General features: G+C 70.0%; 21 protein-coding genes. 14 read left to right on the forward strand and 7 right to left on the reverse strand.

What is annotated here, in order from left to right; all coding sequences use genetic code 11:
• Positions 1-39: 39 nt before the first annotated feature.
• Genes ACQEU1_RS33545 through ACQEU1_RS33560 form a run of 4 tightly spaced genes read right to left on the reverse strand, consistent with a single transcriptional unit; the run spans position 40 to position 3,862 of the window.
• Positions 40-1,287 (reverse strand): glycosyltransferase family 4 protein, encoded by a 1,248-nt coding sequence (locus ACQEU1_RS33545; RefSeq protein WP_433210337.1) that lies wholly within the window; start codon positions 1,285-1,287, stop codon positions 40-42.
• Positions 1,288-1,291: 4 nt separating this feature from the next.
• Complete coding sequence (locus ACQEU1_RS33550; RefSeq protein WP_433210339.1) at positions 1,292-2,755, reverse strand: 1,4-alpha-glucan branching protein domain-containing protein; 1,464 nt, start codon at positions 2,753-2,755, stop codon at positions 1,292-1,294.
• On the reverse strand, positions 2,752-3,480 hold the full coding sequence (locus ACQEU1_RS33555) for a class I SAM-dependent methyltransferase (protein WP_433210341.1): 729 nt from the start codon (positions 3,478-3,480) through the stop codon (positions 2,752-2,754). The genes ACQEU1_RS33550 and ACQEU1_RS33555 overlap by 4 nt, the downstream gene beginning before the upstream one ends.
• 10 nt (positions 3,481-3,490) lie before the next feature.
• Positions 3,491-3,862: a hypothetical protein gene (locus tag ACQEU1_RS33560; protein ID WP_433210343.1), complete on the reverse strand. Its 372-nt coding sequence runs from the start codon at positions 3,860-3,862 to the stop codon at positions 3,491-3,493.
• A gap of 120 nt (positions 3,863-3,982) precedes the next feature.
• Between ACQEU1_RS33560 and ACQEU1_RS33565 the strand changes: the two genes are divergently transcribed.
• The gene (locus tag ACQEU1_RS33565; RefSeq protein ID WP_433210345.1) at positions 3,983-4,681 is read left to right on the forward strand and encodes a TetR/AcrR family transcriptional regulator; all 699 of its coding nucleotides are present in this window, start codon (positions 3,983-3,985) and stop codon (positions 4,679-4,681) included.
• Here ACQEU1_RS33565 and ACQEU1_RS33570 read toward each other — a convergent pair.
• Complete coding sequence (locus ACQEU1_RS33570) at positions 4,678-5,520, reverse strand: DegV family protein (RefSeq protein ID WP_433210347.1); 843 nt, start codon at positions 5,518-5,520, stop codon at positions 4,678-4,680. The genes ACQEU1_RS33565 and ACQEU1_RS33570 overlap by 4 nt on opposite strands.
• A gap of 315 nt (positions 5,521-5,835) precedes the next feature.
• On the opposite strand from ACQEU1_RS33570, the gene ACQEU1_RS33575 reads away from it, so the two are divergent.
• The 5 genes from ACQEU1_RS33575 to ACQEU1_RS33595 all read left to right on the forward strand — a co-directional run bounded on the left by ACQEU1_RS33575 (position 5,836) and on the right by ACQEU1_RS33595 (position 9,757).
• Positions 5,836-6,819 (forward strand): hypothetical protein, encoded by a 984-nt coding sequence (locus ACQEU1_RS33575; RefSeq protein ID WP_433210349.1) that lies wholly within the window; start codon positions 5,836-5,838, stop codon positions 6,817-6,819.
• Positions 6,816-7,370, forward strand: coding sequence for a hypothetical protein (locus ACQEU1_RS33580; protein WP_433210351.1), 555 nt, complete (start codon positions 6,816-6,818; stop codon positions 7,368-7,370). The genes ACQEU1_RS33575 and ACQEU1_RS33580 overlap by 4 nt, the downstream gene beginning before the upstream one ends.
• 11 nt (positions 7,371-7,381) lie before the next feature.
• The gene (locus ACQEU1_RS33585; RefSeq protein ID WP_433210353.1) at positions 7,382-7,963 is read left to right on the forward strand and encodes a hypothetical protein; all 582 of its coding nucleotides are present in this window, start codon (positions 7,382-7,384) and stop codon (positions 7,961-7,963) included.
• 410 nt (positions 7,964-8,373) lie between these two features.
• Positions 8,374-8,784, forward strand: coding sequence for a hypothetical protein (locus ACQEU1_RS33590; RefSeq protein ID WP_433210355.1), 411 nt, complete (start codon positions 8,374-8,376; stop codon positions 8,782-8,784).
• A gap of 166 nt (positions 8,785-8,950) precedes the next feature.
• A complete protein-coding gene (locus ACQEU1_RS33595) occupies positions 8,951-9,757 on the forward strand; it encodes an isocitrate lyase/PEP mutase family protein (RefSeq protein WP_433210357.1) in 807 nt (268 codons plus the stop codon).
• On the opposite strand, the gene ACQEU1_RS33600 is transcribed toward ACQEU1_RS33595, so the two are convergent.
• On the reverse strand, positions 9,754-9,903 hold the full coding sequence (locus tag ACQEU1_RS33600; RefSeq protein WP_433210359.1) for a hypothetical protein: 150 nt from the start codon (positions 9,901-9,903) through the stop codon (positions 9,754-9,756). The genes ACQEU1_RS33595 and ACQEU1_RS33600 overlap by 4 nt on opposite strands.
• A gap of 64 nt (positions 9,904-9,967) precedes the next feature.
• The gene (locus tag ACQEU1_RS33605; RefSeq protein ID WP_433210361.1) at positions 9,968-10,810 is read right to left on the reverse strand and encodes a DegV family protein; all 843 of its coding nucleotides are present in this window, start codon (positions 10,808-10,810) and stop codon (positions 9,968-9,970) included.
• A 215-nt stretch (positions 10,811-11,025) separates the two neighbouring features.
• On the opposite strand from ACQEU1_RS33605, the gene ACQEU1_RS33610 reads away from it, so the two are divergent.
• The 8 genes from ACQEU1_RS33610 (at position 11,026) to mnmA (ending at position 18,436) form a co-directional block, all read left to right on the forward strand.
• Positions 11,026-11,808 (forward strand): electron transfer flavoprotein subunit beta/FixA family protein, encoded by a 783-nt coding sequence (locus ACQEU1_RS33610; RefSeq protein ID WP_433210363.1) that lies wholly within the window; start codon positions 11,026-11,028, stop codon positions 11,806-11,808.
• A gap of 13 nt (positions 11,809-11,821) precedes the next feature.
• Positions 11,822-12,775, forward strand: a complete 954-nt coding sequence (locus ACQEU1_RS33615; protein WP_433210365.1) for an electron transfer flavoprotein subunit alpha/FixB family protein — start codon at positions 11,822-11,824, stop codon at positions 12,773-12,775.
• 115 nt (positions 12,776-12,890) lie between these two features.
• On the forward strand, positions 12,891-13,079 hold the full coding sequence (locus ACQEU1_RS33620; protein ID WP_433210367.1) for a hypothetical protein: 189 nt from the start codon (positions 12,891-12,893) through the stop codon (positions 13,077-13,079).
• Between the two features lie 166 nt (positions 13,080-13,245).
• Complete coding sequence (locus tag ACQEU1_RS33625; protein ID WP_433210369.1) at positions 13,246-14,019, forward strand: GNAT family N-acetyltransferase; 774 nt, start codon at positions 13,246-13,248, stop codon at positions 14,017-14,019.
• Complete coding sequence (locus ACQEU1_RS33630) at positions 14,016-14,888, forward strand: lysophospholipid acyltransferase family protein (protein ID WP_433210371.1); 873 nt, start codon at positions 14,016-14,018, stop codon at positions 14,886-14,888. The genes ACQEU1_RS33625 and ACQEU1_RS33630 overlap by 4 nt, the downstream gene beginning before the upstream one ends.
• Entirely contained in the window at positions 14,845-16,188 is a 1,344-nt protein-coding gene (locus ACQEU1_RS33635) for an MFS transporter (protein WP_433210373.1), read from the forward strand. Before ACQEU1_RS33630 ends, ACQEU1_RS33635 begins: the two co-directional genes overlap by 44 nt.
• Positions 16,188-17,357 carry a cysteine desulfurase family protein gene (locus ACQEU1_RS33640; RefSeq protein WP_433210375.1) on the forward strand — a complete coding sequence of 390 codons (1,170 nt, stop codon included), beginning with the start codon at positions 16,188-16,190 and terminating at the stop codon, positions 17,355-17,357. The genes ACQEU1_RS33635 and ACQEU1_RS33640 overlap by 1 nt, the downstream gene beginning before the upstream one ends.
• Positions 17,354-18,436 (forward strand): tRNA 2-thiouridine(34) synthase MnmA, encoded by a 1,083-nt coding sequence (mnmA, locus tag ACQEU1_RS33645; RefSeq protein ID WP_433210377.1) that lies wholly within the window; start codon positions 17,354-17,356, stop codon positions 18,434-18,436. The genes ACQEU1_RS33640 and mnmA overlap by 4 nt, the downstream gene beginning before the upstream one ends.
• Positions 18,437-18,482: the final 46 nt, after the last annotated feature.

The raw sequence follows: 18,482 nt of genomic DNA on the forward strand, positions 1-18,482 counted from the left end.
GGTCACCTGTTGTTAACGGGACCGGCGACTGTAGCGGACTCAGGTGAACAGATTGCCCGTAGCGATCTTGGGGCGGCCGAGCACGCGTGGTTCGCGCACGACCGCGGCGTCGTAGACGGACGCCGTGTCGGAGGCGATCGTGGCCCAGTTGAAGTCGGAAACCAGCCGTGCCTTCGCAGCGCGCGCACGAGCCGCCGCGGACGTGGGATCGGACAGCACGTCACGCACCGCGCGAGTGAGTCCGTCCACGTCACCGGGGGCGAACGACAGTCCGGTGACGCCGTCCAGCACGACCTCGCCGAGGCCGCCCGCGGTCGACGCGACCAGGGGCGTGCCGGCGGCCGCGGCCTCCAGCGCCACGATCCCGAACGGCTCGTAGCGCGACGGCAGCACCACCGCGTCGGCCGCTGTGAGCAACGCCGCCAAAGACCTGTCGGACAGGTGGCCGACGAACTCCACGGCCCGCAGCACGCGGTGCTTGCGCGCCTGGTCCTTCAGCCACTCGGTCTGCGACCCGCCGCCGGCCACGACGACGCGCGTGCCGCGGTGGAAGCGGCGGATGCGGGGGAGCGCGGCGATCAGGTCCTGGATGCCCTTCTCCCACTCGATGCGGCCGAAGAAGAGCAGCAACGGATCACCGTGCGGCGAGTACGTCCGGCGGGCCGCGCCGACGTCCTTCGCCCGCACCTTCCACCCGCCCGGCTCGATGCCGTTGTGCAGCACGGAGACGTCGGTCGTGTCCACTTCGAACAGCTGCCCGACCTCGCCGCGCATCGCCGACGAGCACGTGATCAGCGCGTCGGCGCGGTTCGCGAGCCACCACTCGACCGAGTGCACCTGCTGGTTCAGCGGGTGCGACAGCCAGCCGGAGTGCCGCCCGGCCTCGGTCGCGTGGATCGTCGCGACCAGCGGCACGCCGAACGCCTCCGCCAGCGCCACGGCCGGGTGCGCGACGAGCCAGTCGTGCGCGTGCACGACGTCCGGCCGCCACGACCCCAGCGCGAGGCCCGCGCGCGTCATCGCGTGACCCATCGCGAGCGTCCAGGCCAGCAGGTCCTTCTCGAACACGAAGTGCGCCGGGTCCTCGGCGACCCTGATCAGCCGCACGCCCTCGCTGACCAGGTCGGACGTCGGGTGCGTGATCGCGTCGGTGCCGGACGGCTGCCGGCACAGCACGACGACCTCGTGCCCCTGCGCGGCCAGTCGTGTCGCGAGCGCGTGGACGTGCCTGCCCAGCCCGCCGACGACCACCGGCGGGTACTCCCACGACAACATCAGCACGCGCATCCCGTTACCCCATTCCTCGCGCGTCCAGATGCCCGAAGGGGCCGTCCGCCGCGCGGAGCTCCGTTGCTCTGCCCAGTCCGCGACCGCTCCGCGCCAACGCCGCGAGCTCGCTGAAGCGATCGCTGTGAATCTTCGCGCGGTAGCGGGCGTAGTCGGCGGCCGAGTCCTTCGTGACCATGAAGGCCCAGTCGCTCGACAACGCCAGCAACGCCTCGCGCACCGCCTGGTCCAGCACCGGGTTCCTCGTCCGCGACGAGAAGTCCAGTCCCAGCAACTCCTTCTGCACGGACTCGTTCAACGACACGATGTCCGCCACCTGCGCGCCGTCCCACACGCGCCAGTCCTTGCCGCTGCCCCACGACGACGCCGGCAGCTCCACCGGCGCGCCGACGTGCCCCGCCTCGACGGCCCCTCGCAACGTCGTCACGCGCACGCCCGCCTCCGGCAACGCCCGCAGCACGGCCTCCAGCCACAACGGACCCTCGTGCCACCAGTGCCCGTACAGCTCGGTGTCGTAGGCCGCCACGACGAGCCCGCCGTCGATCTCCCTGAGCCGGCGCACGACCGTGTCGACGAAATCCGCGACGTGCCGGTCGAGAGCTTCCTTCGCCAGCAACGGGTCGTACGGCCGTTTGTCCTCCGGCGCCACGTTCTTGCCCGTCACCCGCGACGGCTTGAGGCCCGTCGGGTGATCGTAAGTGTGAAAATCTCGGTAGGCCGCATCACCCGGATAGCCGACCTTGGGCGACCAGACCCGGTACGAGACCTCGAGATCGCGCCCGAACGCCAGCACGTCCGACGATCCGACGGGGTGCGCGGCCGAGGTGTCGCCGTGCAGCGCGGGCCCGTCGACCATGAACCTCTTGACGCCGGCGGTCGCGTACCCGGCCTCCATGCCGGGGGAGTAACCGCATTCCGGCGCCCAGATCCCATCCGGCGCACGGCCGATGCGCAGCGCGGTGTCGTCGAGGCCCGCCTTGAGCGCGAACGCCCTGACCTTCGGGTCGAGCAACGGTTGGAACGGGTGCGTGGCCGGTCCGCCGAGCAGCTCGATCGTGCTGGAGTCCACAAGGGACCGCAGCACCGGCGAGAACCCGTGCCGCCACTGGGTTTCGAACCTGTCCAGCGCCCACCGCGACGCCCGGTGCTCGTACGCCGACAGCTCCTTCAGCCGTTCCCCGGCGAAGTGCGAGCGCAGGTGCCAGTTGCCGAGCCAGTCGTGCATGCCCCGCAGGCTGTACGGGTCGTCGAGCTGGGCGGCCAGGACCGGGGTGACGCCGAGCGTCAGGACGTCGCTGCGGCCCTCGTCGGCGAACCTCCTGAGCATGTCCACGACGGGCAGGTACGAGTGCGCCCACGCCTGGTAGAGCCACTCCTCGCCGACCGGCCACGCGCCGTGGTGCGCGAGCCAGGGCAGGTGGCTGTGCAGGACCAGGCAGAACGTGCCCTCCGTCGTTCGCTGCGTCACGCGCGCACCGCCACGGCCACGAGGTCCAGGCAGGCGTCCATGTCGTCGGGCGTGATGTCGAAGTCCTCCACCGTCACCGACTCCACAGCCTCCTTGAGCTCGGCCGGCCACGGCGCGCCGGACAGGGCGACTTCGACCTGTGCGTCGATGATCTGTCCGTTCAGGAGCGTGTCAAGCCTGGGTCCGTGCCGCAGGCCCGTCAGTTCGTCAACGCGGAAACCAGCTTCGCGCAGCATCTCGTCCAGTTCGGACGGTGCGAGTTCCCTGGTGTGGAACGGGTTCAGCGGTGTGTCCTGGCCGGGCGAGAACGTGAGCCGGTTCGGGGTCGTGACGATGAGCCTGCCGCCGGGCTTGAGCACCCTGTGGCACTCGGCGAGGAACCCCTCCTGGTCCCACAGGTGCTCGATGACCTGCAGGTTCGCCACCACGTCGACGCTGCCGTCCCGGAGCGGCAACGTCGCGAGGTTGCCGCGGAGCACGTCCAGCTGCGGGTACCGGCGCGCCACGTGCTGCGACGTGAGCTCGTCGTAGTCGAGCGCGACCACCCGGCGCGCGACCGTCCTGATCAGCTGCGCGCCGTAGCCCTCGCCGCAGCCGGCCTCCAGCACGACGGCGTCCGCGCAGTGGCCGATCAGGTGGAGGTACGCGGCTTCGTGCCGCCGGAACCAGTAGTTCTCTTCCGCGATACCGGGCACCGTGCGTTCGCCGGTCAGGGGGAGGGTCACGCCCGCCAGGTTACTTGTCAGTAGACCTCATGCGAACTACCTGGTGCGCGATCGCCGTCGCGACGCCCGCCGCCGCGAGAACGGCCGTCGTCGTGGTGTCCATGTACTTGGACAGGCTGGGTGCGTCGCTCGGTCCGGTGAGCCACGTCGTCAACGGCACCGCGTACGCCAGCGTCAGCGCTCCCGACCACCACCGCAGGGCTTTCGAACGGCCGCTGCGCAGGCTCGCGACGAGGACGACGGCGATCGGGATGCCGGACAGCAGGCCGAACTTCCCGATCACCATCACCGGCGCCGCCCAGGCCGCGACCAGCGTCGACGTCGTCGGGTAGGCGGCCTTGCGGGCGATGTTCTCGCTCTTGCCAGAGGTGCTCGCGTTCATGACAGGCTCCTGCTTCCGCTAGTAGTTCTCGCTTGAGTTAGAGGGTCTAACTGTTGTGACATGCAGAAGCTAAGCTGTCACGAGCGTGAGTGTCAATAACGAATGTGAGAGGGTCTAACTATGGCGACAGAGTCTCAGGGGCCCGTGGTGCTCGGCGACGAGTCCGACGCTGGGTCCGGCACCGAGTCCGGCACCGGGCGGAACCCACGCGAGCGCTACCGGACCCAGGTGCGCGACGAGGTCAAGCGGCACGCGTGGGAGCAGATCGCGGCCAACGGCGTGACAGCGTTGTCGTTGAACGCGATCGCCAAGGAGATGGGCATGAGCGGGCCCGCGCTGTACCGGTACTTCGCCGGTCGCGACGAGCTGATCACCGAGCTGGTCCGCGACGCGTACCGCAGCCTGGCCGACACCGTCCGCGCGGCGCACGCGGAGGGTGTCTCGGTCGTCGGGCTCGCCGCCGTCATCCGGCGGTGGGCGCTCGCCGACCCGCAGCGGTACCTGCTCATCTACGGCACACCCGTGCCCGGCTACCACGCGCCCGACGACATCACCGCGATCTCGAACGAGATCCTGGCGGTGCTGCTGGAGGTGTGCGGTGGCGGGCCGCCGGACCCGAAGACCCCGTTCGAGGCCTTCCTGCGGATGAGGAACGGGTGGGCGGGCGCGCTGCCGGCGCCGTCGCCGACGGTGCACCGCGCGCTGTCGTTCTGGACGCGCACGCAGGGCGTGCTCTCGCTGGAGCTCGCCGGGCACTTCGCGCCCATGGGGATCGACGTCGAGCTGCTGCTCGTCGAAGAGGTGGCAGACCTGGCTTAGAACGGCGAGATCGTGACGGCCAGCGCGCCCGGCCCGACGTTCGCGCCGATCGCCGCGCTGACCTGGGTGAGGACGACGTCGCGGGCGTGCGGGATGCGCTTCTGCAGCATCTGCAGCAGCTCGTGGCCCTCCTTCTCGGCCGCGAAGTGCTCGACGGCGAGGTCGACGTCGCGTCCGTAGGCGAGCGCCACCGCCTTGTCGACGAGCTTCGTCAGCGCCCGGTCGCGGCCGACGACCTTGTCGAACGGCTCCACCTCGCCGTTCACGACGGTGAGCAGCGGCTTGACCGACAGCGCGTCGCCGAAGAGCTTCGCCGCCGCGCTGACCCGGCCCGCCTGGCGCAGGTAGTGCAGCGTGTCGACGTAGATGAGCACGTTGGCGTTGCGTCCGCGCTGCTCGGCGACGCTGCGCGCGTTCTGGACGTTGCCGCCGCTCTGCACGATCCGCGCGGCCGCGAGCGCCGCGAAGCCGAGCGTCATGCCCGACGAGTGCGAGTCCACGATGAACACCGGCACGCGCGACTTGGCCGCGGCCGCCTTCGCCGCGTCCGTCGCCGGGGAGAGCTTCGGCGTCACGTGCACCGAGACGATCGTCTCCGCGCCCTTCGCCCACGCGTCCTGGTAGGCCCAGAAGAAAGCGTCGGGGGCCGGGGGCTGCGTCGTGATCGGGATCTGCGCCTCCATCGCCTGCAGCAGCCGGTCGGTCGGCACGTGAGCCTCGTCGATCAGTTCCGACCCGATCTTGAGCTGCATCGGGACCGTGATGATGTCGAAGCGGTCCGCCAGGCGGGCGGGGAGCGACGCGGTCGAGTCGGTGACGACGGCTACTCGTGAGGACACGAACGAGAAGGTTAACGAAGGGTGATCGAAGTAGCCACGACCGATGGAAGGCAATTCGTGTGATCTCGACCTGCGCGGTTGCTTTCCGTACACGGCGAACGCACGGAGTGAACACCCCGGAATGGCGCCGTACTTGACACAATCGGGTGACTGGACACTCTGCGTTGTTGATCTAGGGAGCTCTTGTTTACGCAGGAAGACACCGTTATTCCACGTGTTACGTCATGCCGTTTCGTCCACTTTGGACGCTGGTTGTGACCATCGACCGTGGGTAAGCTCGCACAATCTTCAGCCCGGTTGAGTGAGTAGGTGACCATGGGTGCAAAAGAGCAGGAACTAGTTCCGCTGCACGCCGGTTTTGACGTTGTCTACCGAGGTTTTCACCGACGTCAGGTCATCGAGCACATCGAGAATCTCGAGGAGCAGCTGCGCTTCACGAGCCTCGACAGGGCCGAAGCGCTGGCGCAGGCGGCCGATTTGCGCAAGCTCCTGGAAATGACGCGCCAGGACCTCGACGAGGCGCGCGCCAGGATCGAACGCCTGGAGACCACCTCGGGTTCGCACGCGAGTGCCACCGAACGGATGCACCGCATGCTGCGCCTCGCCGAGGACGAGACGGCGGAGATGCGCCTGCAGACCGAACGCGAGTGCGTCGAACTCCGCGGGCGCGCCGACGTGGAGGTGGCCGAGCTCCGCGAGCGCACCGACACCGAGGTGACGGCGCTGCGCGACAACGCCGAACGCGAGGCCGCGGCCATGCGCGCCGAGGCCGAGTCCGAGCTCTACGCCGTGCGTCAGGACTGCGCCACCCGCACCGCCGCGATGGAACGCCGCGAGCTCGACATGGAACGCCGCAACGGCGACCTGGAGGCCCAGCACCGCCAGCGCGCCGACGAGGTCGAACGCGAGTGCGCCGAGGCCGTCGAACAGGCCCAGACCGACGCGGACCGCCTCCTGCGCGAGACCGCCCTGCAGTGCAACGCGCTGGAAGCCGACTCCGAGCGCAAGCGCGAGAAGGCCCAGCAGTTCTTCGAGCTCACCATGACCCGCCGCCGCAACGAGGTCGCCCAGCACCTCCAGGAGCAGGAGTCGCTGGCGCGCGCCAGGTCCGAGTTCGTGGTGAAGATGGCGTCCCGCGAAGCCGCCCGCCGCCTGGCAGAGGTCGCCGACCGCACCGAGGAACTGCACGAGCTCAAGCGAGTGGTCCACTCCCAGCTGACCGCGGCCCGCGCCGCCCTGTCCGCCGCGGCGGACCGCGTCGCGCCCGTGCACATCCCAGAACAGGTGGCGGCGTCATGAAGCGATGGGTCCCGCTCGTAGTAGGCGCCCTGATGGTGCCGGCCTCCGTGACGGCGTTCGGCTTCTCCGTCTACGGCGACGAACTGGAAACCGCCCTGTCGTCATCACCCGCCGTGCCCGCTGTGCACGCCGGCCCGGTGCCGGTGGCGGACTTCGTGGGCCCGCTGCGCATGGAACCCGCCGCACCGGTCCTGCTGTCCGCCACGGTGGCGCAGGAGGCGGTGCGCAGCCTCTTCTCGTCGCACGACGTCAAGGGCATCACCTTCGCACCGGGCACCGCATCGCTGGTGGGCCGCGGCGAGGACGTGCGCCGAAGCCTGGCCAGCCTGCTGCGCAACTCCTCGGGCGCGGTCACGCTGGTAGCGCACGCGTGGAACGGCGAGACGGCCTCGCACCGCTGCGACGTCCTCGCGATGGAACGGGCCGGGCTGCTGCGGCAGTACCTGGCAGAACAAGGTGTGGACAAGTCCTTCACGACACGGGTGATCGTGGACCCGGTGTGGGGGCCGCCCTCGGACTTCGGACCGCAGATCGACGTCCTCGTCAGCTAGGAGCCTTCGCAATGGCAGGGGCAGTCGGGATCGTCTTCGGGCTGTGCGTGCTGTCCTTCACGTTGGGGGCGGCCCTGATGTACGTGCTGGTGCGGCGCCGCGAGGATGCCGCGTCGGCGGATGAGCCGGTGGCGCCCGCGGTGGAGGCGGACTCGCGGACGTGGGTGAAGAAGCCCGCGGTCGTGGAGCCGGTCGACGCCGACTACGACTCCCGGCCGATCCACCGCAACCCCGTGGTGGGGTTGCCTCAGGTGGAGCCGGCTTTGGCGGTGTTCGCTGAGCCGGTGGGTGAGGCTCCTGCGGTCGAGACTGAGGTCGAGGTCGAGCCGGTGGTCGAGTCCGTGGTTGAGGTGGTCGAGGCTGCGGCTGAGCCTGTGGTTGAGGAGCCGGAGCCTGTGGTTGTGGAGCCTGGGCCCGTCGAGGAGCCTGAGGCCGAGGTCGAGGTTGCGCCGGAAGTTGTTGTGGAGACTGCGCTTCCGCCGCCTGCGCGGCCTCAGGCTGTTGAGCAGACGACCTGGGTTGAGCGGGAAGACTTCCGGCAGCGGTATTTGAGGACGTTCGACGAGGTTCGTCGGAAGGCTGGCAGCAACTGACGTCCTGGTACCGGTTTTGTTTTGGGGTTCCTGTTGTGGCGGGGGTGGGTCGCGTTCGCTTGGTTGGGCTGCGGTTGCGAGGGTGTTCGCGCGGGTCGTGACGAACGCCTGGGGGTGGCGATTGGGGCTTGACTTCGGGGCCCTTGCGAGGCGCTTGTCGGACCGGAAAAGGCCGGGCTGAAAAGAGGCCCGGCCGAGCCACTAGTGGTAGCACCTCGCACCCAAAGTCAAGCCCCAATCGCAATCGATGGGTCCGACCGCTGACCGGAGTGGGATCAGCCCGTTCGGGCTCGCCTACGGCATCGCGTACCAGGCCTCGTAGGTGGTCGGCTTTGCGTCGACGGCTGACCGGTTGAGAGCGCGCGCCTGACCTGCGTGCGTGGTCGGCCTGCGTTGACGACTGCGGTTGTGTGCGCGCCTCGCTCGGCTTCGCCCTCGCCCTGCCGCGCCCCGTCTCGCCGCGCCTGGCCCTGTCGCGCCTGGCCCTGTCGCGCCTGGCCCTGTCGCGCCTGGCCCTGTCGCGCCTGGCCCTGTCGCGCCTGGCCCTGTCGCGCCTGGCCCTGTCGCGCCTGGCCCTGTCGCGCCTGGCCCTGTCGCGCCTGGCCCTGTCGCGCCTGGCCCTGCCGCGCCTTGCCCTGTCGCGCCCCGCCTGGCCCTGCCGCGCCCTGCCGCGCCCTGCCGCGCCCTGCCGCGCCCTGCCGCGCCCTGCCGCGCCCTGCCGCGCCGCGCCCTGCCTCGCCTCGCCGCGCCGTGCCGCGCCGCGCCCCGCCCCGCCTCGCCCTGCCCCTGCCTCGCCCCTGTCCCGCCTCCTCTTCGCCTGACACCTCCGGAGTGTCAGACCCTCTCGGTACGTTGGGTCGCGGGGGAGCCGACATCCGAGGGGACCCCTGCGTCAGCCTGCCGTCGGGTCCTGCCATGTCGGAAAGTCGTCGGTTCGTGTCCGATTCTCGCCGGACTTCCTGCCCTGCCTGCTGATATCAATCGATCATGACTTCCGCCACGGATCGCACCGAGCTCTTCCACTCTCTCCACCGGCCTGGGCCGCTGGCCCTCGCCAACGCCTGGGATGTCGCCTCCGCGCTGGTCGTTGAGGCTGCTGGGGCCAAGGCTGTCGCTACCACCAGTGCTGGTGTCGCTTGGAGTCTTGGGGCGCCTGACGGGGACGCGTTGCAGCGGGAGCGGGCTGTGGATCTCGTCGCCAGGATCGTTGCGGCGGTGCGGGTTCCGGTCAGCGCCGACATCGAGACCGGGTTCGGGGACACGGCCGCCGAGGTCGGGGAGACGGTGCGGGCCGTTGCCGAGGCCGGGGCCTCCGGGGTCAACCTCGAGGACGGACTTGGTGCTGGGCAACGGGATGTCGAGGAGCAGGCGGAGCGGTATGCGGCTGCTCGGGAGGCTGCGCCCGGGATTTACGTCAACGCTCGGATCGACACGTTCCTGCGGCAGGTCGGGGATCCGGCTGACCGGCTCGAGCGGACGCTCGTGAGGGCGAAGAGGTTTGTTGAGGCTGGGGCCAGCGGTGTTTTCGTGCCCGGGGTGGGTGACATCGAGACGATCTCGGCGCTGGCCGAGGGGATTGCGGTGCCGCTCAACGTGTTGGTGGGGCCTGGCTCGCCCGCCGTCGGCGAACTCGCGAGGGCGGGCGTGGCGCGGGTCAGTCTCGGCTCTGCGGTGGCCGAGGCCGCCTACGCCGTTGCCAGGCGGGCAGCGGAGGAGATGCTGACCAAGGGCACTTACGGCAGCGTTGAGGACGCCATTGCTTATGGCGAGCTCAACGCGTTGTTCGGGCGTTAGCGCTTCTTGCTGCGGAGCTTGCGCAGCAGTTGTTCGGCCTGCGCGCGCCTGCGCGGGTCCTGCGCCATCTGCCGTGCCTTCGCTTGCAGTTTGTGGCCCTGCGGGCTGCGCAGGAACCTGGTGATCTTGTCCATGAAGCCGGCCATCGGTCCTCCAGGTGTCCGTTACGTCCATTTCAACGGACGAAACCGTCCCGAGAGTTCCCGAGGGTCACACCGGCGAAACCGTGATGCCCAGCGCGCCGGGGCCCACGTGGGCTCCGATGGCCGAGCTGACCTGGGTCAGCATGAACTGGCGGACGTTGGGGACCTTGCGGCGCAACGTGCGGAGCAGGCGGGAGGCCTTCTCCTCGGCGTCGAAGTGCTCCACGGCCACGTCGACGGTGTCGGTGCCCGCGCGCTTGATCGCGATGTCGATCATGCGGTTGAGTGCGCGGTCCGCGCCGATCACCTTGTCCAGCGGGGTGATCTGGCCGTCGGCCATGGTCAGCAGCGGCTTCATGGACAGCATGCCGCCGACCATCGCGGCCGCCGCGCCGATCTTGCCGCCTCGGCGCAGGTACTCGAGGGTGTCCACGTAGATCAGCTCGGTGGACCTGTCGAAACGGCGCTGCGCGGTCGCGAGCACCTTCTCCACGCTGCCGCCCGCCTCTGCCACCTTGGCTGCGGCCTGGACGGCGTAGCCGATGCTCATCCCGCAGGTGTGCGTGTCGATCACGTGCACCGGCACGCGGACCTTGGCGGCGGCCTCGCGGGCCGCCTCCACCGTCGCGGACTGGCGGCTCGACACGTGCACGGACACGATCGAGCGAACGCCTTGCGCCGCAAGTTCGTTGTACGTCCAGAAGAACGCGTTCGGATCCGGTGGGATCGTCGCCACGGGCACGTTCGAGCGCATGGCCGAGACCAGGTCGGGGACCGGGATGCGGGACTCGTCGTCGGTGTGGTCGCCGATCCGCACCTGGATCTGCACCACTTCGATGCCGAGTCGATCAGTCAGCTGCGCCGGGAGACAAGCGGTGGAGTCTGTCACGATCGCTACTCGCCGGTACATGTCAGCGCAGCCTAGTCCCTCGAATGGGTTAAGTCTCAGTTGGTGGCGTTAACGGGTGATAACTGTCACGCTAGCGGGGTGCTTGCTCCTGTTTGCAGGGGAGCTACTGGCGGGTAACATCCGGGTGATGGCAGGGTCGTGAACACCCGGCGGCGCAGTTCTAAAGTCCTCTGCGTAAGCGTCGCCGCCCGTCCGCAGGAGGTCGAAGAGGACCTATGAACATTGTTGTCCTGGTCAAGCAGGTGCCTGACACCTGGTCCGAGCGCAAGCTCACCGACGCCGACCACACCCTTGACCGCGAGTCCGCGGATGCCGTGCTCGACGAGATCAACGAGCGCGCCGTCGAAGAGGCCCTGCAGCTGCAGGAGGCCCACGGCGGCGAGGTGACCGTGATCGCGATGGGTCCCGACCGCGCCACCGACGCCATCCGCAAGGCGCTGTCGATGGGTGCCGACAAGGCGATCCACGTCAACGACGAGGCGTTGCACGGTTCGGACGTGCTGGCGACGGCGAAGGTCCTCGCGAAGGCGATCGGCACGGTCGAGAACGTCGACCTGGTCATCGCGGGCAACGAGGCGACCGACGGCCGCGCGGGCGCTGTCCCGGCCATCCTCGCCGAGCTGCTCGGCCTGCCGCAGGTCACCCAGCTGCGCAAGGTCACCGTCGAGGGCACGACGATCAAGGGCGAGCGCGAGACCGACGAGGGCGTCGCGTTCCTCGAGGCCTCGCTCCCGGCCGTCGTCTCCGTGACGGAGAAGATCAACGAGCCGCGGTACCCGTCCTTCAAGGGCATCATGGCCGCGAAGAAGAAGCCCGTCTCCACGCTCACCGTGGCGGACCTGGGCATCGACGCCTCCGAGGTCGGCCTGTCCGGCGCGTACACCCAGGTGCAGGAGGCTTCGCCGAAGCCGCCGCGCAGCGCGGGTCAGCGCGTCGAGGACGGTGGCGACGGCGGTGCCAAGATCGCCGAGTTCCTCGTCGGCCAGAAGCTCATCTGAGGGAGGGGAAGACATGTCTGAGGTACTGGTTCTCGTCGACCACGTCGACGGCGAGGTCAAGAAGGTCAGCTACGAGCTGCTGACGGCCGCGCGTCGCCTGGGCACCCCGTCCGCAGTGGTCGTGGGCGCCGCTGGCACCGCGTCGAAGATCCGCGAGTCGCTCGGCAAGTACGGCGCCGCGAAGGTTTACGCCGTCGAGTCCGACGACGCCGCCAACTACCTGGTGACGCCGAAGGTCGACGCTCTCGCCGCCCTGGCCCCGAACGCGTCCGCGGTGCTCGTCTCCGCGACGATCGAGGGCAAGGAGGTCGCGGGCCGTCTCGCCGTGCGCATCGACTCCGGCTGGCTCGTCGACGTCGTGGACGTCGAGGCCGACGGCACCGGCGTGCAGTCCATCTTCGGTGGCGCGTTCGTCGTCAAGGCGAAGGTCAGCAAGGGCACCCCGGTCATCACGGTCCGCCCCGGCGGCGTCGAGTCCGAGGAGTCCGCGGCGGACGCCGTGCTGGACGAGTCGGTCTCCATCTCCGTGGACGCCGCCAAGTCCGCGAAGGTCACCTCGCGGGAGGCCGTCGTCGGTGGCGACCGCCCGGAGCTGACCGAGGCCTCGGTCGTCGTCTCGGGTGGCCGCGGCGTCGGCTCGGCCGAGAAGTTCTCGACCGTCGAGGAGCTCGCGGACTCGCTCGGCGCCGCCGTCGGTGCCTCGCGCGCCGCCGTCGACTCCGGCTACTACCCGCACCAGTTCCAGGTGGGCCAGACGGGCAAGACGGTCTCGCCGCAGCTGTACGTGGCGCTGGGCATCTCCGGTGCGATCCAGCACCGCGCGGGCATGCAGACCTCGAAGACGATCGTCGCGGTCAACAAGGACCCCGAGGCCCCGATCTTCGAGATCGCCGACTTCGGCGTGGTGGGCGACCTGTTCAACGTCGCCCCGCAGCTGACCGAAGAGGTCAAGAAGCGCAAGGGCTGAGCACCACTCGGCTCACGGACCGAACGGCCGTCCCACCTCGATGGGGGCGGCCGTTCGCCGTTTCTCAGGTGGACGGCGCAAATCCCGCGAGGCGGCGGCCACGCCGTTGCTATCAGTGACCGTGTCCGGCCTGGGGCAGGCCGGCGGCAACCTCGACATCGCGATCTGGGGCGACGTCGACTTCCCCGCCGTGCTACGGACACTCGCGGTGGAGTTCGTGGACGCGGGCGTGCCGGGCGACGCCGAGTTCCAGCTCGTCGGCGAGAACCGGCGCGTGGCCCTCCGGTCGCTGTGCGGCGCATGATGTGCTGAAACAGGCCGGAACGTGGCACTTGTGACCGTCTCGCAACCGGATTCCGCCCATATCACCCTGGCAGTGGCACGGACTACCCGGGGTTAACCCACCTGCCACTGACCGGACATCGTTCTGACCTGCTGTCATTCGCCAACCCGGCTTCACCCTGGTCTGCATGACGCAGCCGGAACTGCTTGTCAGCACCCCTGTCCAGCAGGACAAGGACGCCCCCCGCTACTCCCTTCTCGTCGCCCGTGACAGCGAAGAAGTCGTCGCCGCGCAGAGACTGCGCTACGAGGTGTTCGCCGGTGAGATGGGGGCGACGCTGCACACCAGCGTGCCCGGCCACGACGTCGACGAGTTCGACGCGCACTGCGACCACCTGGTGGTCCGCGACGACCGCACCGGCGAGATCGTCGGCGGCTACCGGATGCTGCCGCCGGAGCGCGCGCGGGAGGCCGGGCGCCTCTACAGCGACGGCGAGTTCGACCTCACGAACCTGAACGACATCCGCAGCTCCACGGTCGAGACCGGCCGCTCGTGCGTGCACCCCGACCACCGCAACGGCGCCGTCGTCAGCCTCGTCTGGGCCGGCATCGCCCGCTACATGCTGCTGAGCGGCCACAAGTGGCTCGTCGGGTGCGCCTCGATCCCGCTGCAGGACGGTGGCAGCTTCGCCGCCGGTGTGTGGGACACGGTGCACGCCAAGCACTACGCGCCCGAGCAGTACCGCGTCACGCCGCACAACCCGTGGGACGTCGACGCCATCGCGCGGCCGGCGAAGACCGTGGTGCCGCCGCTGCTCAAGGGCTACCTGCGGCTCGGCGCCAAGATCTGCGGACGCCCCGCGCTCGACGCGGACTTCGGCGTCGCGGACCTCTTCATCCTGCTCGGCATGGACCACGTGGACCAGCGCTATCTGAAGTTCTTCCTGGGGGAGACGTCATGAGTCACGCCTGGATGCCTTCGTCGCCGTGCGGTGACGGGTGTGTCGGCCACGCGCCGGGTGAGGTCGGGAAGCTCCGGCAGACCTGGCGCGCGGTCACGGCGGTCACCGCGATCCTGTGCGGGGCGTGGATCGCGCTGGCGCTGCTGCTGCCCAGCAAGCAGCGCGAAAGCGTGGTGCGCCTGTGGTTCCACGCCGTGCTGCGGGCGTTCGGCGTGCGGCTCGAGGTGCACGGCGCGCGGAAGTTCCAGGCGGTGCCGAAGCGCGGGGTGCTCGTCGCGAGCAACCACGTGTCGTGGCTCGACGAGCTCGCGATCGACTCGGTGCAGCCGATCAAGCTCGTCGCCAAGAAGGACATCAAGAGCTGGCCGGTGCTCGGCCCGATCATCACCGCGGCCGGAACGGTCTACCTCGACCGCGAGAAGCTGCGCGACCTGCCGCGGACCGTCAGCGAGCTCACGGAGACGTTGCGCGGCGGCAGCGCCGTCGGCATCCACGCCGAGGGAACGACGTGGTGCGGGCTCGCGTCCGGCCACTACAAGCCGGCGCTGTTCCAGGCCGCCCTGGACGCCGGTGTGCCGGTGCGGCCGATCGTGCTGCGCTACCGGATCGGCGAGCACCTGACGACGCAGCCCGCGTTCATCGGCAGCGACACCCTGGTCGACTCGATCCGCCGGGTGCTGAAGGTCCGCGATCTGGTCGTCGAGGTCCACGTGTTGGACGAGATCGCTCCCGGCCGTGCCGCCACTCGTCGCGAGCTGGCGAAACTTGCCGAAGAGCAATCAAACCGCTTGACCTCGACCGAACTGGAGATTGCACCATCTACAGGTGACTCTCACCGCGCCCGCACCATCACGCCTCTGGTCGCCTGAACGCCGCTGGCCCACGACGGGCATCCTGCTGCTGGTCACCCTCCTCGCCTTCGAGGCGATGGGGGTCGGCACGGCGATGCCCACCATGGTCCGCGAACTCCAGGGCGAGGCGCTGTACGCGTGGCCGTTCCTCGCGAACCTCGCGGCGAGCGTCATGGCGACGGTCTTCTCCGGACGGCTCTCCGACCGCAGGGGGCCGAGGCCCGCGATCCTGATCGGCGTCGCGCTGTTCCTCGCGGGCCTGGTCGTCGCCGGTGTCGCCGAGAACATGGCGGTGCTGCTCGCCGGCCGGGTATTGCAGGGGTTCGGCGCCGGGTTCCTCATCGTCGCGGTCTACGTGCTGATCGCGCTCGTCTACCCGGAGGCCGACCGGCCGGCGGTGTTCGGCGCGCTGTCCGCGGCCTGGGTCGTGCCGTCGCTGGTGGGGCCGGCGGTCGCGGGCTGGGCGACCGAGCAGTTCACGTGGCGGCTGGTGTTCCTCGCCATCGTGCCGTTGGTGCTTCTCGGCAGCGTGCTGCTCGTGCCCGTCCTCAGGAAGCTTCCGCCGCACGCCGAGACGCCACCGCAACGCAAGCACCTGCCCCTCGCCGCCGTGGCCGTCGGTCTGGGCGTGGCAGGCCTCAGCTGGTCGTTGCAGCACCGCACGTGGTGGATGCTCGCCGCGTCGCTGCTGCTGCTCGCACCCGCGCTGCGCATCCTGCTGCCCAAGGGCACGCTCATCGCACGGCGCGGCCTGCCGGTCACGATCCTCGCGCGCGGGTTGCTCGCGGGCACGTTCTTCGCCGTCGAGGGCTTCATCCCGCTGACGCTGACCGTCGTGCACGGCTACTCGCCGCTGGAGGCGGGCATCCCGCTCACGCTGAGCGCGCTCGGCTGGGCCGGCGCGTCGATGTGGGCGTCGCGGCACCCCGAGATCGAGCGGTACACGCTCGTCCGCACCGGGTTCCTGTTCAGTGCGACGGGCATCGCGGCCGTGACGCTCATCGCACCCACCTGGGGGCCCGCCGTCCTCACGCCCGCGCTGTGGGCCATCGCCGGAGCGGGCATGGGCATGGCGACGTCGAGCGTCGGCGTGCTGATGATGGCCGCATCACCCGAGGCCGACCGGGGTTTCAACTCCGCCGCGCTGCAGATCTCGGACATGCTCTTCTCGGCGACCATGATCGGACTCGGCGGCGTGCTCGTCGTGGCGACGGCGCCGACCGCGGGCGTGGTGGTGCTCAACCTGGCGATGGCGGCGTTGGCCGTGGTGGGAGCGATTCTGACCGGGCCCCGCATGCGGGCTACCCTTGAGTCCTGATGGCTTATCTCGACCACGCGGCCACGACCCCCATGCACCCGCAGGCGGTCGCGGCCATGACCGAGGCGTTGTCCACCACGGGCAACGCCTCGTCGCTGCACACCTCCGGCAGGCGGGCGCGGCGCGCTGTCGAGGAGGCCCGCGAGAACATCGCCGACGCCCTGGGCGCCCGGCCGTCCGAGGTGCTCTTCACCGGCGGCGGCACGGAGAGCGACAACCTCGCGGTCAAGGGGATCTACTGGGCGAGCGGCCGCCGGCGCGTGCTGGCCTCCGCCGTCGAGCACCACGCCGTGCTGGACGCCGTCGAGTGGCTGGAGCAGCAGGGCGCCGAGGTCACCTGGCTGCCCACCGACCACCACGGCCGGGTGTCCGCCGCGTCGGTCGAGGAAGCCCTGGACGACGACGTCGCGCTCGTCACCACGATGTGGGCGAACAACGAGGTCGGCACCATCAACCCCGTGCACGACATCGCCGCCGTGTGCGCCGCACGCGGTGTGCCGTTCCACACGGACGCGGTGCAGGCCGTAGGCGCGGTGCCGGTGTCCTTCGCCGAGTCGGGCGCTTCGGCGTTGACGATGACGGGCCACAAGGTCGGCGGCCCCTACGGCGTGGGCGTGCTGCTGCTGGCGCGTGATGTGAAGGCCACGCCGTTGATGCACGGCGGAGGCCAGGAACGCGACGTGCGTTCCGGCACGCTGGACGTGCCGTCGATCGTCGGCCTTGCCCGCGCCGTGCGGATCTCCGTCGAGGAACAGGCTTCTCGTGCCGTGGAGATCGCAGCGCTGCGCGACGAGCTGATCGCGTCCGTGCGCGCGGTCGTGCCGGACGTGATCGTGAACGGCGACCCGGTGGACCGCCTGCCCGGCAACGCACACCTGACGTTCCCCGGCTGCGAGGGCGACAGCCTCCTGATGCTGCTGGACGCGCGCGGCGTCGAGTGCTCGACGGGCTCCGCCTGCACGGCCGGGGTCGCGCAACCGTCGCACGTGCTGCTGGCGATGGGCGTCGAACCGTCGCTGGCCCGCGGCTCCCTGAGGTTCTCGCTCGGGCACACGTCGACGCACGCCGACGTCGAGAAGCTGGTGTCGGTCATCGGACCGGTGGTGGAGAGGGCCCGCACGGCGGGTCTGGCAGGTATGAGGCGTTCCCGGAAGGTGGTCAAGCAGTGAAGGTCCTCGCGGCGATGAGCGGTGGTGTCGATTCCGCGGTGGCGGCGGCGCGCGCCGTCGAAGCGGGACACGACGTCACGGGCGTGCACCTCGCGTTGTCGGCGAAGCCGGGCACGTTGCGCACGGGCGCCCGTGGTTGCTGCACGATCGAGGACGCGCACGACGCCCGTCGCGCCGCGGACCTGATGGGCATCCCGTTCTACGTCTGGGACTTCGCCGAGCGCTTCACCGAAGAGGTCGTCGAGGACTTCGTCGCCGAGTACGCGGCGGGCCGCACGCCGAACCCGTGCCTGCGCTGCAACGAGCGGATCAAGTTCGAGGCGTTGCTGGACAAGGCGATCGCGCTGGGCTTCGACGCCGTCTGCACCGGCCACTACGCGCGGCTGGAGATGGTCGGCGGCCGTCCCGAGCTGCGCCGTTCCGCCGACCTGGGCAAGGACCAGTCGTACGTGCTGGCGTCGCTGACGGCCGAGCAGCTCTCGCACGCCATGTTCCCGCTGGGCGACACGACGAAGGACGACGTGCGCGTCGAGGCAGCGTCGCGTGGCCTGTCCGTGGCCAAGAAGCCGGACAGCCACGACATCTGCTTCATCCCGGACGGCGACACGCAGAAGTTCCTCGCCGGTCGCATGGAGACCAAGCCGGGCCTGCTGATCGACGACGCCACCGGTGCGGTGCTGGGCCGGCACGCGGGCGTGCACGAGTTCACCGTGGGGCAGCGCAAGGGGTTGGGCCTCGACGGTCCCGCTCCTGATGGCAGGCCGCGGTACGTGCTGTCGCTGGAGCCGGTGTCCGGCAACGTCCGGGTCGGCGCGGTCGAGAAGCTCGCCGTGACGGGGATTTCCGCTTCCTCGCCGGTCGCCCACGTGGCGATCGACGGACCTGTCGAGTGCGTCGCCCAGGTGCGCGCGCACGGCGGCACGGCCCCGGCCGTCGCCGAGCTGGTCGACGGGGTGCTGCAGGTGCAGCTGCGGGAGCCGTTGAAGGGCGTCGCGCCCGGTCAGGCCGTGGCGATCTACCGCGAGGACGCGGCGGGCGACGTCGTGCTGGCCAGCGCGACGATCGACGCGACGAGCTAAATCGCTTGTAGGGCACGGGAAGCGGATCTAGCGTTCGCTGTGTGAC

The sequence above is a fragment of the Lentzea sp. CA-135723 genome (assembly GCF_050936595.1).
In the GTDB taxonomy this organism is placed as follows: Bacteria; Actinomycetota; Actinomycetes; order Mycobacteriales; family Pseudonocardiaceae; genus Lentzea.